Origin of the sequence: Paenibacillus ginsengihumi DSM 21568 (genome assembly GCF_000380965.1) — a bacterium.
In the GTDB taxonomy this organism is placed as follows: Bacteria; Bacillota; Bacilli; order Paenibacillales; family NBRC-103111; genus Paenibacillus_G; species Paenibacillus_G ginsengihumi.
Map to the genome: position 1 here is coordinate 1 of NZ_KB905581.1, position 14,296 is coordinate 14,296.

Consider the following 14,296-nt stretch of genomic DNA (forward strand, 5'->3'; position numbering starts at 1 on the left):
ATTGCCCGGTTCCGTCTGGAATTCTTTCATTGCGCCGCGACGCTCATTCGGCATGGCCGCTCTGTCATACTAAAGCTTGGGAAGGACTTTTCCAGCCGTTATGTCTGGAAACGAATCGAGGTTCGAGTGGCGCAGTTAGAATGATGATAAGCAAAATTTTACATGGAAATAAGGACTGCCTCTTCATTGGGGAGGGGGAAAGACCATCCGCCGCAAGCTTCCGTCTCCACTAGGCATGGGAAACTCCTACATTTTTACATCTTAAGTCGCCATTGCTTTAGCCTCTTGCATTGATCTTATGCGCTTTCGAAATTCAGGATAAATAAAGCGCCAACTCCCCTTCTGGACATCAATCTCCTCCCTTTCCCCATTTCTGATCATTCATATTATACCCATAAATACCACAATTAACCAATACATTTTTTTTGAAAAAAATCAAAAAGTTTTATATTGATCATGCATGGGTTGTGCTAAACCTCTTTTGCAATCACTATTTTCCCGGCAGCCCACACCAGCAAAAAACGCCGGTCTTTTAAGTTCTATGAGTGCTGTTTGCCGTTGTGCCCTTCCTCCGGGCATACTACCCATTAGAGCCTTCAGCGCAGCGTTCCGAAAATATGGTATAATCGGACAAACTGTCTTGAAAATTGGGCGAAGTACGGTCGGCGAATTTTCAGGCACTTTCCTTGCCCCGAAGGCGACGCCCGAGGATGAAAGAATGACTTGTCATCGGCGTCCAAACAAACGATCACGGAGGAAACTCGAATGCTTACCTTTGAACAAAAAATCGCGATCTTCGATTCGTTCCCGGAACTGCAGCGGAAGAACATTTCACTGGGTCGGGTTAACTACCATTACGAACAAAGCGCTTACGATAAAAAAACCGTCGTGTACCATCTCCACCCGAACGGCAACGGCTACGTGTATGCCGGATTGTTACCCGACTGCGATACCGACGACAAAGGCATGGTGAACATCCGCGATTACAGCGAGGACGAGCTGCGCTCCATTGTTCAGCGGTCCATCCGTTCCCTTTCCCCCAAAACGGCCGAGCAGCAGACCGTCTCGGAATCGGAAGGCGCTCAATGCGAGCAGCGCTGGATCGGGCCCGGGGAGCATACATTATTGCTCGTGCAGGAGGGCGATCTTTGGTATGTATACTCCGGTCTTAATCTGGACATGGCTTTCGAGACACGGGATGAAGCGGAGGAGTATTTGCGCGAGGAAGGCTATCGGGCGGTCTAGCTCTCATTGACAGGTAATGAGCCAAAGTTTGATGATCGATCTGACAGACCCGGCCATGGCCTGAAGCGAACCTACAGGTGTTCGGAAGACGACTGTCGATAACGATCTTTAAGCCAAAATCGACCGGACATTCAGGAGTACGTTTTTGAAAAAATCCGATTCGACAGGTACGCTTCCAGCGACCTTGATTTTCCGTTTCCTTACGTCCAGGCTTTTAAACTGATCTGTAAGAACCACTCCAGTAAACGCCAGCCCTTCCGGAAGCGGCACTTCAAAAGCGTAATCCTTCGATTGGTTTGTAATCGGACATACCACTGCAAAGCCGGTTAATTCGTTAAAAGCGGTTTCGGAGATGACAATTGCGGGCCGACGACCTGCCTGTTCACGTCCTGCTTGCGGATCGAAATCCAACCAGATCAGATCGCCGCGGGCTGGAATAGTCAAATGATCTCGTCTCCTTCGATTCCTAAGTCGACTTCTTCATGACGTGCAGAATCCAGTTTAATCTTTGAGAGCAGCATTTTCAGATGCGAACGCAATTCCTCGTTAGACTCCTGCGTATTCAGAGGGCGCAGCAAAAGATGGTTTTCCGGCGTTAATATCGCTTCAAGCTCCATTCCCTCGACCAGATTCATTCGTTTCAAAAACTGGTTCGGAATTCGGATGCCGCTGCTGTTCCCCCAACGACTAAGCGTTACCGTTGTCATAAGGATCATATCCTTTCCCGTTTTATGAATCAATTATATCGCACTCCTTCTAAAATGTATATCATTAGGATATACATTTTTCAGGATTTGAACACTTTAAAATGCTAATAAAGTCTCTTGCAACAGCAAAACGCCCGGGCCGGCTCCTAAGAGCGGGATCGGGCGTCCTCTGCTGCCGCCTATTCGACAGGCGGTCTTTTAATATCCGAAATATTCCTTGGCGTTGTTGTAAGAGATGCCTTGAACGATCTGGCCGAGCTGCTCGATATCGTCGGCCACTTCGCCGTTCTCCACCCATTCGCCGATCAGATTGCACAGAATGCGGCGGAAATATTCGTGTCTCGTGTAAGACAGGAAGCTGCGGGAATCCGTCAGCATACCGATAAAACGGCTCAGCAGTCCGAGGTTAGCCAGCGCCTTCATCTGCTCGATCATGCCGTCCTTCGTATCGTTGAACCACCAGGCCGAGCCGAGCTGGATTTTGCCCGGGATGCCGCCGCCCTGGAAGCTACCCATCAGGGAGCCGATCACATAGTTGTCCTTCGGATTCAAGGAGTACAGGATCGTCTTCGGCAGCGCGTCTTCCTTGTCCAGCGCATCCAGCAGGCGGACGAGCGGATAGGCGAGATCGCTGTCGTTGATGGAGTCGAAGCCGGTATCCGGTCCGAGCTTGCCGAACATCCGCGAATTGTTGTTGCGGTGGGCGTTGATATGGAACTGCATAGCCCAGCCGAGCTCAGCGTACAGCTTGCCCAGGAAAGTCAGCGTATAGGTTTTGTACTTCTTCTCTTCCTCCAGCGTGACGCCGCCGCCCTGCAGCGCTTTGGCGAAGATCGCCGCAGCTTCTTCCTTGGTCGTCTCGGCGTAAGCGACGTAATCGAGCGCATGGTCGGAGACGTTGCCGCCTACCGAATGGAAGAAGCGCACCCGCGATTCCAGCGCCGCCAGCAGGTCGTCGTAGTTCGCGATCGGTTTGCCTACGACTTCGCCGAGCTTGGCGATCCAGGGCAGGAATGTCGCACGGTTGATTTCAAGACCTTTATCCGGACGGAACGAAGGCAGCACCCGTACGTCGAAATCCGGAAGCTCCTTGATTTTAATATGGTATTCCAGCGAATCGGTCGGATCGTCGGTTGTGCCGATCACCTTCACGTTGGACTTCTTGATCAGATCGCGGGCCGCGAAGCCTTCCCCGCTAAGCTGGGCGTTGACCTTCTCCCAAATCGCCGGCGCATTCTTCTCGTTAATGATGTCATACACGCCGAAAAAGCGCTGCAGCTCCAGATGCGACCAGTGATACAGCGGGTTGCCGATCGTCATCGGCACCGTCTTGGCATAGGCCAGGAAGCGGTCGTAATCGCTTGCACCATCGCCGCCGGTTACATACTTCTCCTCAACGCCATTCGCTCTCATCGCTCTCCACTTGTAGTGGTCGCCGTACAGCCACGCTTCCGTCAAGTTTTTGAACCGCTTATTCTCATAAATCTCCTGCGGGCTCAAGTGACAGTGGTAGTCGATGATCGGCATATCCTTGGAGTAATCGTGATACAGACGGACAGCCGTTTCATTGTTCAGCAGGAAATTGTCGTCCAGAAATTTCTTTTTCATAGCTTGAACATTCCACCTTTGCCTAAGATTTAAAGATAATGTTCACGTTAACAATGGCTATAATTCTATACTACCCGTTTGCCCGCCAAAATACAATGGCTTATTCTTGCCCGCGACGGGCCCGCCTTTGCTTATTTTGCACTCGCTTCGTTATTCGGATGGACCAGCGGCAGAATGGCAACAATGCGGCGGTTCCGGGATCCCATAAACCCACGGGAATATTTACAAGCAAGCGGAATTATGTTATTATCAATTTACGTAATTACGTCATTCAATAAAATCAAATGAGGTGATCGGAATGTCTTCCAACCGGGATTATGGCTCAGAATTGGACGCATTGAACGATAAAGTGGAAGAGCTGCGCCGGATGGTGCAGGCTTTGTTGGCCGGGGATTCCGGAACGGCACTGCGGGACGTCCGGAACGCCGCCCCCTCCCCGTTTCCGAATCATACCGCAACAGGAGAAGCGGACGAAGGCCGCCTGTACTATTCCGGGCAGTACCGGAGTGCGGAAGGACAGTTTCGCTGGACGCCGCAGGAAAGCCGCGTCGAGCAGCTGCTCGGGCTCGACGGAGAGAAGGCGGCGAGGATTTTGGCCGCGCTTGGCCATAAGCAGCGGCTCGATATTTTGCGGACCGTGCTGAGAGAGCCGATGAGCGGAGCCGAGCTGGTCGAGCGGCTGAATATGGGGACAACAGGCCAGCTGTACCACCATATGAAGGCGCTGCAGGGAGCCGATCTGCTTGTTCAGGAGGAACGGGGCGGACGTTACGCGCTGCCCGCCCGCCGCACCTTTCCCCTCCTCCTGCTGCTGGCGGCGGTATCGGAGCTGCTCGATACGAGCAATTATATAGAAATGGAGCAAGTCCGCAGTCATGCCGGGCCTTACCTTGGTCATGCCGGGGATGACGCCGACCCTCATATTCTATTGATGGCTGTCGTGGACAACTCGGTGCTGGAGCATAAGGCGGGTCATTGCACGGAGGTCGGGATTTACCTTCACGGGGACGGCAGCGTTACGGTGACGGACAACGGCCGGGGCATTCCCGTCGCGGCGCTGCCGGACGGCCGCGCAACCAATGTGCAGGCGCTGCTGACCGAGATCGGCCGCAAGCATTCCGGCTCCTCCTACGTTGCGCCCGGAGCCGAGAAAGGCATCAGCATCGCCGTCGTCAACGCCCTTTCCCAGCGGCTTGGGGTAGAAATTCGCCGGGAAGGCCGCATTTACCGGCAGGAATTCAAGCACGGCATTCCCCAAACGGAGCTGCTGACGGTAGGCACGACTCAGGAAACCGGGACGAGCGTTACCTTCCTGCCTGACCCGGGACTGTTTGCCGGCGGCTTCGAGCCCGGCACTGTGGAGCGTATCGCCGCCGATCTCGCCTCCGCCTATTCCGGGCTGCGCATCAACGTTCTTGGGTCGGATTCGGCTGCGAAGGCGTAACCGGATCGCTTTAGCCGGAATATTCAGCGGGCTTGCCTGCCAGGAGTATCAGCCAAAGACCGGAAGCGCCGTCCGTTTGCTGGAGCAAACTTCGCTGTGTCTTATAGACCAGACGATAAACCAAAGTCGAAGCCTCTATTCATTGCAAGCCATAGTATGTCGTGATAAAATAGAGGCAGCGTTATACTGTTGCGAGACGATCTGCATAACAGCTGCATGTTAAGCCGTATACTGTAAAAGAGTCCTTGCCGCGGCTACGGCAAAGACTCTTAGGACCTGAAAGGCTGTGGATCACCACGGCGCGCTAATGCAAATCAGCGAATCCCACCGTAGGTCGGTCAACCTAATTACGCGGTGGGTTTTCGCTTGTTTCGTAACTTTTTACGCAACCAACGATAAACCTTCCGAATACCAAGCACAAGGCTTAGTACTGCAGCGATCCATCGCAGCACGTCTAGCAACGCCACAAGTGCGACCATCGGCGTCACCCCCTCTCGGGAAGCTGCGCCGTGGCCCGAAAAATCTCCACTCGCGAATTCAGTCCATAGAACCCATTATACCATCATCATCTCGTTTACTCTAGCAAACTCTCGAATTTGAACAGCACAGCGTTGGAAAAAATTACTCAGGTATGTATGATTGATATATAGATATGAATGATATATAATAAAACCATGAAAACCAATGAAGATATGGATCAATGGCTCACGCAATTCCGCAAAGGCACGTTCGAGCTGGCGATTTTGGCGCTGATCCGCCATCACCCGATGTACGGATACGAGATTACCTCCTCCCTGAAAAAATCTCCGATCTTCACCATCTCGGAAGGGGCGATCTATCCGATTTTGAAACGAATGACGGACAAGGAATGGATCGAGTTTTTTTGGGGAGACTCGCCTGACGGTCCTCGGCGCAAATATTACCAGCTCACCGTCAAAGGGGAGCGGGTCCTGCAGGACCGTTTCGCCAAATTCGCCGAGATTTACGAAACTTTGACTATGCTGACTAAGGGGGGATCATCATGAACGACCGCGATGCGGCCGTCAGCCGCTACTTGTCCCTGTTAGCCGATCATCTTCGGGAAGTCCCTGCCCGTTACCGCAATAGCTTTATGCAGGAAATCGAAGGCCATCTCCGTTCGTTCGTCCAGGATCTGGACGCCGGGCTATCCGTGGCGGAAATCTCGTCGCTGATTGAACAGGAATTTTCGCCTCCGCAGCAGCTCGCTGCCGACCTTGCGGAGTCTTACCGTGACGGAGCAGGCGGCCAACCGCCGCGGCGAAGCTATCTCTTTATTCCGTTTGCAGCCGCCGTCCTTGCCTCTTTCTTCATGCCCTCCTACGGGGCGGCGCCGATCGCCGTGCTTTGCTTTGCGCTGGCGGCCATCGCATGGCTTCGCAAGGATGTCTGGTTCTTTGCCGCAGCGAGGAAGTCGATGCCCCGTCTCCGCCATCGGGAGCGGGCCGCCCGCGCCGGCAGCCTGTATCTGCTTCTGATCGGGGCGATCCTTCTGGCAGGCGAGCTTGCCGAATACCCCGGAGAGGCAACGATCAACCTCGCTGCGATCGCCGTGTCGTCGCTGCTGTTTTTCTCCTATGTTCGCATACGGTGCATGGATTGATCCGTTCTTGGTTATTCTCAATGTTAGAAAAGGAGGCTGACTGCCAATGTCCCCTCATCTTTTGTTCCTAGGCGCTCTTTTTCTGCTGCTGGGCTATTTGGTCGGCGTCAGAAAACAAACGTGGCTGCTGTCCGGCTTCAATCAGCACCGCGTCAGAGATAAAGACAGGCTGGCCCGTCTCGTCGGCGGCTACACGTTCCTGGCGGGCACCGTGCTCGTCGCCATCGGCCTCATTAACCCTTCCGGCGGGGAGGCCGCACTTCCCATTGCCGTCGCAGGATTTATCGCGCTGCTCGTGTACGTTAATATGAGGATGGTGGAATAATTCCCGCCACAGCTCACTGTACCGAAAGGGGACGCTATCCAGCGTCCCCTTGGTTCAATATATAGAGTATATCACCGCTGCATCCGGGCTTGACCTCCACACACCAAGGCAAAAAGCGAGCCTTTTTTCGGCTGGAAAGGAACGCTCAATGAGGGCCTTTGCACTTCGAATGATAGCGCAGGCTGCCACTAAGCAAATAAGATCGAAAAGCAATCTTATTCTTCAAAAACTGGCCCGATGAACGAAAATAAGAGCGAAAAATCTTCTTATACGAGCCGCTGCCCCCGGAAACGGGTCGATTTTATCGAAATAAGCATGAAATTTATCCTTATTTTGGAATTTTTCTTATTTTTCCTAGAGATAAGATCGAATTTCGTGCTTATTCAAGCATTTCCTCCATCAGGGAGGGTAGCGGTAAGTCGGCACCAGCGCGTAGGCAGGAGCGGCGCGGCTGGAGCCCATGCCCTTTCCCCTCCTAGTACGCAGTATCGCCAATCCATCGGCCCCCTCCTAGTACGCAATATCGCCAAGCGCTTGAGGCTAGCGGATACAGCTCGCGGTCGCACAAAAATCAGACCGGCGCTAGATCGCCGTGCACGATCAATTCGGCAGCAACAGCGGTACGACCTTGCCCTCGTTCACATCGATCAGCCCCAGGTCGGTTATCTTCAGCGCCGGGCTTACCGGCAGCGAATGCGTGCTGATCGACATAATCGGGTTATAGTGCCGGTAGCCGAGCGATTCCATAGCCATCCGCAGCTTTTCCACTTCCGCGGCGGCCTGCTCCAGCGGCTCCTCGGTCAGGATGCCGCCGACCGGCAGGCGAAGATGGGCCAGCACGCGCCCGTTCTCCACCACGCAAAATCCGCCTTGGCCGCGGATCACCTCGTTCGCCGCCAGCATCATATCGCTTGGGCTATGCCCGACGACGAGCAGATTGTGGTTGTCGTGGGAATATGTCGTGGCGACGGCGCCACGCTTGATCGTATCCCCGCCGATCAGCCCATAGGCGCGGTTGCCGTTCTTGCCGTAGCGCTCGAACGTCGCGATCAGCCCATAGCCGCTGCCTTCCCAGCACAGCGCGCCGCCGCGCACCTCGATCTCGCCGCGATGCTCGCGCGTGAACGTCGAGCCGTCCTCGACCATCATGACGCGGCACGCATAGCGGCCGTCCGGCCGATCCGCGGCAACGGCGAAATCCGCCTCTGTCAGCTGCGGCAGCCGCACGCTGCGGTAGTACGCCTCGGGGAACCGGCGCCGCGGCGGCGGCTGCACATACGGCTCGGCAGCGTCATAGACTTTGCGCCCCCGCTTGTACACCTGCTCGATCGCCAGCTCCGCGAGGTCGGATACGAGCAGGAAATCGGCGAGCTTGCCCGGCGCGATGACGCCCCGGTCGTACATGCGCATGCGGCGGGCCGGCGTGTACGTCGCCGCATAGACGGCGCGCTCCGGCTCCATGCCCATCCGGATCGCCTTGCGGACGAGATGGTTGAGATGCCCGCGCTGCTGGAACGAGTCGGCCATCACATCGTCGGTGACGAAGCAGAAGTGCTCGGACACATCGTGCGCATTCAAGTACGCCATCACTTCTTCGGTCATCGACTTCTCCTGAATTTCCACGAACATGCCGGCGGCGATCCGCGCTTCCAGGCCCTCGATCGTCTGATGAGTATGGTCCGAATCGACGCCGGCATAGATCATCCGGTGCAGGTCCAGATCGAGCAGCTTCGGCACATGTCCCTCGATCACAAGCTCCGGATAATGGCGGCGAATATGATCGAGAATTCGGTTCGTCTTGCAATCCGGATCGCGGATCACATCGACATAGTTCATGATCTCGCCCATGCATTGGACACGCTCGGTTCGCAGCAGCTCATCGATATCGTCCAGCTCGATCGCGCCGCCCGTCGTCTCGAGAGGCGTCGCCGGCACCGAGCTCGGGATCGCGTAGAACATATCGGCCGTACAGCCTTCGCTGGCCCGCATCATCTCCTTGACGCCCGACAGCCCGTATACGTTGGCCATCTCGTGCGGCTCCGGCACGATCGTCGTCACCCCGTTGCGGATGAGGCCGTAAGAGAACGTCTCCGGCGTCACCATCGTGCTCTCGATGTGCAAATGAATGTCGATCAGCCCAGGCAGCATATACCTGCCTGCGGCATCGATCACTTGAGCCGCCTCGAAATCGCCCGCCCCCCGCCGGCCGATATACAGGAACTTGCCGTCCACAATCGCCGCATTGCCTGGGGTAAATCGTTTGAAATAGCTGTTATATATCGTCGCACCTACAATCAGTACGTCTACCTGCATGCCGGTCCCTCCATGTTGTTAATCCACTAGCACCAATCTCTCCGGCGGGAACATCAGATGTACTTCGCTGCCGCTGACATAAGGAGTATCCATTTCTTTATTGACCGTAAACGTGCCGAGCTCCGTCTCCACCTCGTACTGATAGCTTCGGCCCAAATAAGTGCTGACCTTGATCTTGCCGACGACCCGGTTCGCGCCGCTGCCCAGCTCTGCCACCGTTCCGATCTCCACATCGTCCGGGCGAATCGCTCCCTTCTTGCCCGCGCGAACTTCGTGACCGGGCTGCGCGGCGGCGACGAAGCGATAGCCTCTGACCTTCAGCTCGGTTCCGTTCCCCGTCTCGCTCCGCTCCTCGAAATCGATAAAATTGTGGAATCCGATAAAGCGGGCCACAAACTCCGTCTTCGGGCGCTTGAAGATCGCCGCCGGATGATCGAGCTGCTCGATCACGCCGCGGTTCATGACCGCGACCCGGTCGGAGATCGAGAAGCATTCCTCCTGGTCGTGCGACACGTACACGGCGGTAATGCCGAGCTCCTGCTGGATGCGGCGAATTTCCACCCGCATATTGACCCGCAGGTTCGCGTCCAGGTTGCTGAGCGGCTCGTCGAACAGCAGCAAATCCGGCTCGATCACGAGCGCGCGGGCGATCGCCACCCGCTGCTTCTGTCCGCCGGAGAGCGCCTTCGGAAAGCGCCGTTCGAGCCCTGTCAGGCTGACGATCTCCAGCATCCGGCCGACCCGCCGCTTGATTTCGTCCTCGCCGACCTTCCTAAGGCGCAGCCCAAAGGCGATATTGTCGAACACGGACAAATGCGGGAACAGCGCGTAGCTCTGGAACACCAGCCCGAAGTTGCGCTTGTTCACAGGCATCCGCGTGTAATCCTGGCCGCCGAACAGAAAGCGGCCGTCTTTCGCCTCCAGGAAGCCGGCGATCAGCCGCAGCGTCGTCGTTTTGCCGCAGCCGCTTGGGCCGAGCAGCGAGACGAGCTGGCCTTTTTCGATGCTCAAATTAAAATCCTTCAGAATCAATTGCTGGTCGTACGCCACCGATACATTCTCCAGCTGCAGCAAAGACATGGCGCGGTAAGCCTCCTTCATCGTTTCGTGAAATAAGATAGTCCCATCAGCCGTTCGATCAGAAACATCAGGATCGAGGTGATGATCATCAGCAGCACCGAAATGGCGGCGATCGTCGGGTCGAAATAGTTCTCCACATAAGTCAGCAGCTGAATGGGCAGCGTGCTGACGCCGGGGCCGGTCATAAACACGGAAATATCGACGTTGTTGAACGACTCCAGGAACGCGATCAGCACCGCGGCGATAATCCCCGAGCGAATATTGGGCAGCACCACCTTGAAGAACGTATGCAGTCGGCTGGCCCCGAGACTGAGCGCCGCTTCCTCGACGGAAAAATCGAAGTTGGCCAGACTCGAAGCGATGACGCGAATGATGAACGGCAGCATAATGACCGTATGTCCGATGAGCAGAGCCGTATAGATCGGCAGATGATAGGCGACGATCAAATATTTCAGCATGGCGAACCCGAGCACGATGCCGGGAATCAGCACCGGCGAGATAAAGACGGCGTTCAGCATCTCCTTCCCCCGGAACGAATAGCGGCTCAGCGCGTAAGCGGCCGGAACCCCCAGCAGCAGAGCGAACAGGTTGCCGAGCAGCGATACGGCCATCGAGGTGCGGAACGTGCTCATGAACATCTCAACGTCAAAAATGTTGGCGTACCATCGCCACGAGAACCCGGAAGGCGGAAACTTCAGAATCGAGCCGGGCTCGAACGAGGAGACGGCTATAATGACGAGCGGCCCGAGCAAGAACACGTACACCAGACCGGTGAACAGGGCCAGGCCCCGGTTGTTTTCCCGCATAGCAGTTACTCCTTCGGATTGAATTTGGCGGCTGCGCGGTTCATCAGGGCGATCACGACGAACGTAATGACCATCATGATCGTGGCGATGACGGAAGCCGAATGCCAGTCGTTGAGCGTAATGGCGTTCTGGTACAGGAACGTCGAGATGACCCGCTGCTTGCCTCCGAGCAGCGCCGGCGTCGTATACGCGGTCAAGCTGCCGACGAACACCAGAATGCTGCCGATAATGAGCCCGGGGATGCTCAGCGGCACGATCACCTTGCGGAACGCCGTAAATTTGGACGCCCCCAGGCTTTCCGCCGCCTTGACGACGTCCGGATCGATATTCTCCATAACGCCGACCAGCGTGATCAGAATAAGCGGCAGGAACAGGTGCACGAGACCGATGATCATCGCCGTCGGCGTGTACAGGATGTCAAGCGGCTCCTGAATCAGCCCGATCGCGAGCAGCGTGTTGTTGATCAGCCCCCGCTTGCCGAGCAGAATCATCCAGCTGAACGAACGCACGACCGAGCTGGTCAGCAGCGGGAAGATCGCCAGAGCGAGCAGCACACTTTTGCCGCGCGGCGGCAGCTTGGAGATATAGTAAGCGACCGGAAAGCCGATCACGACGCACAGCAAGGTGGTCACGACGCTGACCTGCAGCGTAGTCAACAATATTTTCAGAAAATAAGGGTCCTTGAAAAAATGCCAGTAGCCGCCCAACGTAAAGCTCCCGTTCTGAACGAAGGTCGAGCCTACCGTCAGCAGAATGGGGATGACCATGAATATCGTCAAAAACGCAAGTCCCGGCAAAATGAGAAAGTACGCATACCTGTTTTTCATATCGAGTCTCCTGTTATTGATGGCTGGGGCGCAGAGCGGCGATAAACATGTCCAGAAAAGCGTCCGCGTTCACATCGACGCAGACGTGCGCGTTCGGCTCCCGCTGCAGCCGGTTCTGGAAGTCGCACACCGTCTGGCCGTCGCACAGCTCACTGCGGGTCTCCACGTCGACATAATAATGGCCGGTCGTGACCAGCTTCCGGTCGATCGCCACGCCGACGGCAAGCGGATCATGCAGCGCGCAGGCCCTGACCCCGTTGCGCTCGCAGTAGCGGTTCATGTAATCCGCCGTGCTCTCCCGAACGTAGCGTCCGTACGGCGTATCCCCGAGCCGCTCGATGTGCTCCTCGCTCAGCAGCGCCTTGCGCGTGACGTCGAGACCGACCAGGACCAGCTCGCGGAACCCGGCGTTGAGCACGATGCGGGCCGCCTCCGGATCGACATACATGTTGTATTCCGCGACAGGCGTCACATTGCCATAGCTTTGTACGACGCCGCCCATCACGATGACCTCCCGTACGTCCCGCACGATATCCGGCGCTTGGGCTGCGGCCAGCGCCAGATTGGTCAGCGGCCCGGTCATGACGAGCGTCAGCTCGCCCGGATGGCGCCGAATCTGCTCGATCATATAATCGGCGGCGCTCCTTCCCTCGGGCCGCCTCGCCGTCCGCACGCCGCGCAGAGCGCCGCCGATGCCGTCGCTGCCGTGAACGCGGTGCTCGAAGAACGCCGGCCTCAGGAGCGGCTTGGCCGCCCCCGGCACGACGGGCAAATCTTGGCCGGCCTGCAGCAGGTCCAAGATTTTGCACGTGTTCTCTGTCGCCTGCTCCAGAGATACGTTGCCGCTTACCGTCGTGATGCCGAGCACATCGAGTCGGCCGCTGCCCAGCGCCAGCATGATGCCGAGGGCGTCGTCGATCCCCGTATCCACATCCAGGATCACTTTCTTCATGCCGGTCTACCTCCGTTTCGATCAGGTGATGCACAGACAACAAGGGTATATGGCGTCATATACCCTTGTTCATGGGGACGGCTGGCGCCCCTTCGCTTCTGCGGCTCCCGGCGGCATATCGCCGGAATTATTTCGACACTTCGCGGTTAAAGCGGTCGATCCAGTTCTTCAGCTGCTCATTGACGAATTTCATGTCCAGCTTACGCAGCTTGTCCACGACCTCCGCTCCGTACGTGATGCCCTGCGCTTCCTCCGCGCTGAGCTGCACGTTCTTGTTGACGGGAGAATCGATCCGGCCCTTGGCCAATTTCTCCTGCACTTCCTTGCTCAAATGCCAGTTGATGAAGTCTTCGGCCAGCTCCTTGTTTTTGCTGCCTTTGACGACGTTCACCGTATTCATGATCGCGTAGGCCCCTTCCTCGGGGATGACGAACTTCGCCGTCGGCACCGCCGCCTGGAGATCCTTCACGTACATCTCCATGATCGGACCGGCCGCCGCTTCGCCCTGGGCGAACATGTTGACGAATTCCGACGTCTTGCTGTAATACTTGACGACGCCCGGGTTGAGCTCCTTCAGCTTCGCGAAAGCCTGATCCTCATTGAAGGCTTCGCTGCCGGACACGATGGAGGCCGCATCGACCATCATCGGGCCGCTGGTGGACGTAATATTCGGCATCGTAATCTTTTTCGCCAGGTCGGGACTCCAGAGGTCCTTCCACGACTTGATCTCCCGGCCCGCCGCCTGCGGGTCGTAGGCGATGCCGAGCGCCCCGATCGTATAGGCCGGGCCGTAATCCTCGCCGAGCGGCGCCTTGGCGGACTCGTAAATTTCGTTCAGATTCGGAATGCGGCTGCGGTCGAGCTTCTCGAAAATTCCCGCTTCAATGCCCTGCTGGGCGTAATAATCGGACAAATACATCAGATCGACATTCGAGCTGCCTTGGCGCACCTTGTTCAGCCGCTCGGCGTTATTGCCGATCTCCAGCACGATCTTGACGTTGTGCTCCTTCTCGAACGGCTCGTACACTTCCTTGCGGAAGAAGTCCTCGGCGAAGCCCCAGGTCGATATGACCAGCGTGCGCTGCTCCTGCTGGCCGCCCTGGCCTTCCGCGGCGCCGCCTTGCTGCTGGCCTGCGCTGCCGCAGCCGGCGAGCAGCGAGCCTGTGAGCGCTACAGCGAGTATTCCGGTGATCCAACGTTTTGTCATCGTTTCCATTCTCCCCCTTGATTGCAAATCCATGAAAATTTTTCCTAGTATGCTCCATTTCCAGCAATCCAATGCACCGCTTCATTCCGCGGGTCTCTCCTGCTCTTCCGAGTCCGGCCCACTCCCTTCCTTGGAATCCGTAATAAAGAAACCGTGAAAAA

14 protein-coding genes and 1 pseudogene are annotated in these 14,296 nt (G+C 56.4%); 6 read left to right on the plus strand and 9 right to left on the minus strand.

The annotated features are described in order from the left end of the window. Both F591_RS33415 and F591_RS0116530 read left to right on the plus strand, forming a co-directional pair. Positions 1-144 (plus strand): annotated as a pseudogene (locus F591_RS33415) (IS1380 family transposase); the annotation flags it as partial. A 621-nt stretch (positions 145-765) separates the two neighbouring features. Further along, positions 766-1,245, plus strand: a complete 480-nt coding sequence (locus tag F591_RS0116530) for a hypothetical protein (protein ID WP_019535734.1) — start codon at positions 766-768, stop codon at positions 1,243-1,245. 108 nt (positions 1,246-1,353) lie between these two features. Here F591_RS0116530 and F591_RS0116535 read toward each other — a convergent pair whose 3' ends face one another. From F591_RS0116535 to uxaC, 3 genes are all read right to left on the minus strand, one after another. Continuing rightward, positions 1,354-1,689, minus strand: coding sequence for a type II toxin-antitoxin system PemK/MazF family toxin (locus tag F591_RS0116535; RefSeq protein ID WP_019535735.1), 336 nt, complete (start codon positions 1,687-1,689; stop codon positions 1,354-1,356). Continuing rightward, the gene (locus tag F591_RS0116540; RefSeq protein ID WP_245581059.1) at positions 1,686-1,952 is read right to left on the minus strand and encodes an AbrB/MazE/SpoVT family DNA-binding domain-containing protein; all 267 of its coding nucleotides are present in this window, start codon (positions 1,950-1,952) and stop codon (positions 1,686-1,688) included. Before F591_RS0116540 ends, F591_RS0116535 begins: the two co-directional genes overlap by 4 nt. A gap of 198 nt (positions 1,953-2,150) precedes the next feature. Next, the gene (gene uxaC, locus F591_RS0116545; protein ID WP_019535737.1) at positions 2,151-3,560 is read right to left on the minus strand and encodes a glucuronate isomerase; all 1,410 of its coding nucleotides are present in this window, start codon (positions 3,558-3,560) and stop codon (positions 2,151-2,153) included. 298 nt (positions 3,561-3,858) lie between these two features. Here uxaC and F591_RS0116550 point away from each other — a divergent pair, with 298 nt between their 5' ends. The 4 genes from F591_RS0116550 (at position 3,859) to F591_RS0116565 (ending at position 6,950) form a co-directional block, all read left to right on the plus strand. Continuing rightward, positions 3,859-5,004 carry an ATP-binding protein gene (locus tag F591_RS0116550; RefSeq protein ID WP_019535738.1) on the plus strand — a complete coding sequence of 382 codons (1,146 nt, stop codon included), beginning with the start codon at positions 3,859-3,861 and terminating at the stop codon, positions 5,002-5,004. Between the two features lie 674 nt (positions 5,005-5,678). After that, the gene (locus F591_RS0116555; protein ID WP_026326676.1) at positions 5,679-6,029 is read left to right on the plus strand and encodes a PadR family transcriptional regulator; all 351 of its coding nucleotides are present in this window, start codon (positions 5,679-5,681) and stop codon (positions 6,027-6,029) included. After that, positions 6,026-6,625, plus strand: coding sequence for a hypothetical protein (locus F591_RS0116560; RefSeq protein WP_019535740.1), 600 nt, complete (start codon positions 6,026-6,028; stop codon positions 6,623-6,625). Before F591_RS0116555 ends, F591_RS0116560 begins: the two co-directional genes overlap by 4 nt. Before the next feature lie 46 nt (positions 6,626-6,671). Further along, the gene (locus F591_RS0116565) at positions 6,672-6,950 is read left to right on the plus strand and encodes a DUF3784 domain-containing protein (RefSeq protein ID WP_019535741.1); all 279 of its coding nucleotides are present in this window, start codon (positions 6,672-6,674) and stop codon (positions 6,948-6,950) included. Between the two features lie 600 nt (positions 6,951-7,550). On the opposite strand, the gene F591_RS0116570 is transcribed toward F591_RS0116565, so the two are convergent. The 6 genes from F591_RS0116570 to F591_RS0116595 form a co-directional block, all read right to left on the minus strand. Further along, positions 7,551-9,263, minus strand: coding sequence for an adenine deaminase (locus tag F591_RS0116570; protein WP_019535742.1), 1,713 nt, complete (start codon positions 9,261-9,263; stop codon positions 7,551-7,553). Between the two features lie 18 nt (positions 9,264-9,281). After that, positions 9,282-10,343: an ABC transporter ATP-binding protein gene (locus F591_RS0116575; protein ID WP_019535743.1), complete on the minus strand. Its 1,062-nt coding sequence runs from the start codon at positions 10,341-10,343 to the stop codon at positions 9,282-9,284. Positions 10,344-10,360: 17 nt separating this feature from the next. Then, a complete protein-coding gene (locus F591_RS0116580; protein ID WP_019535744.1) occupies positions 10,361-11,149 on the minus strand; it encodes an ABC transporter permease in 789 nt (262 codons plus the stop codon). 5 nt (positions 11,150-11,154) lie between these two features. Continuing rightward, a complete protein-coding gene (locus tag F591_RS0116585) occupies positions 11,155-11,976 on the minus strand; it encodes an ABC transporter permease (RefSeq protein ID WP_019535745.1) in 822 nt (273 codons plus the stop codon). 13 nt (positions 11,977-11,989) lie between these two features. Continuing rightward, positions 11,990-12,928, minus strand: a complete 939-nt coding sequence (locus F591_RS0116590) for a nucleoside hydrolase (RefSeq protein WP_019535746.1) — start codon at positions 12,926-12,928, stop codon at positions 11,990-11,992. A 127-nt stretch (positions 12,929-13,055) separates the two neighbouring features. Next, positions 13,056-14,144, minus strand: a complete 1,089-nt coding sequence (locus F591_RS0116595; RefSeq protein WP_019535747.1) for an ABC transporter substrate-binding protein — start codon at positions 14,142-14,144, stop codon at positions 13,056-13,058. Positions 14,145-14,296 lie beyond the last annotated feature (152 nt).

Excerpts from the sequence above, each read along its gene's own strand:
- F591_RS0116565 (WP_019535741.1), top strand. The coding sequence starts at position 6,672 with ATGTCCCCTCATCTTTTGTTCCTAGGCGCTCTTTTTCTGCTGCTGGGC.
- F591_RS0116550 (WP_019535738.1), top strand. The coding sequence starts at position 3,859 with ATGTCTTCCAACCGGGATTATGGCTCAGAATTGGACGCATTGAACGAT.
- F591_RS0116555 (WP_026326676.1), top strand. The coding sequence starts at position 5,679 with ATGAAAACCAATGAAGATATGGATCAATGGCTCACGCAATTCCGCAAA.
- F591_RS0116580 (WP_019535744.1), bottom strand. The coding sequence starts at position 11,149 with ATGCGGGAAAACAACCGGGGCCTGGCCCTGTTCACCGGTCTGGTGTAC.
- F591_RS0116585 (WP_019535745.1), bottom strand. The coding sequence starts at position 11,976 with ATGAAAAACAGGTATGCGTACTTTCTCATTTTGCCGGGACTTGCGTTT.
- F591_RS0116530 (WP_019535734.1), top strand. The coding sequence starts at position 766 with ATGCTTACCTTTGAACAAAAAATCGCGATCTTCGATTCGTTCCCGGAA.
- uxaC (WP_019535737.1), bottom strand. The coding sequence starts at position 3,560 with ATGAAAAAGAAATTTCTGGACGACAATTTCCTGCTGAACAATGAAACG.
- F591_RS0116590 (WP_019535746.1), bottom strand. The coding sequence starts at position 12,928 with ATGAAGAAAGTGATCCTGGATGTGGATACGGGGATCGACGACGCCCTC.
- F591_RS0116560 (WP_019535740.1), top strand. The coding sequence starts at position 6,026 with ATGAACGACCGCGATGCGGCCGTCAGCCGCTACTTGTCCCTGTTAGCC.
- F591_RS0116575 (WP_019535743.1), bottom strand. The coding sequence starts at position 10,343 with ATGTCTTTGCTGCAGCTGGAGAATGTATCGGTGGCGTACGACCAGCAA.
- F591_RS0116540 (WP_245581059.1), bottom strand. The coding sequence starts at position 1,952 with ATGACAACGGTAACGCTTAGTCGTTGGGGGAACAGCAGCGGCATCCGA.
- F591_RS0116570 (WP_019535742.1), bottom strand. The coding sequence starts at position 9,263 with ATGCAGGTAGACGTACTGATTGTAGGTGCGACGATATATAACAGCTAT.
- F591_RS0116595 (WP_019535747.1), bottom strand. The coding sequence starts at position 14,144 with ATGGAAACGATGACAAAACGTTGGATCACCGGAATACTCGCTGTAGCG.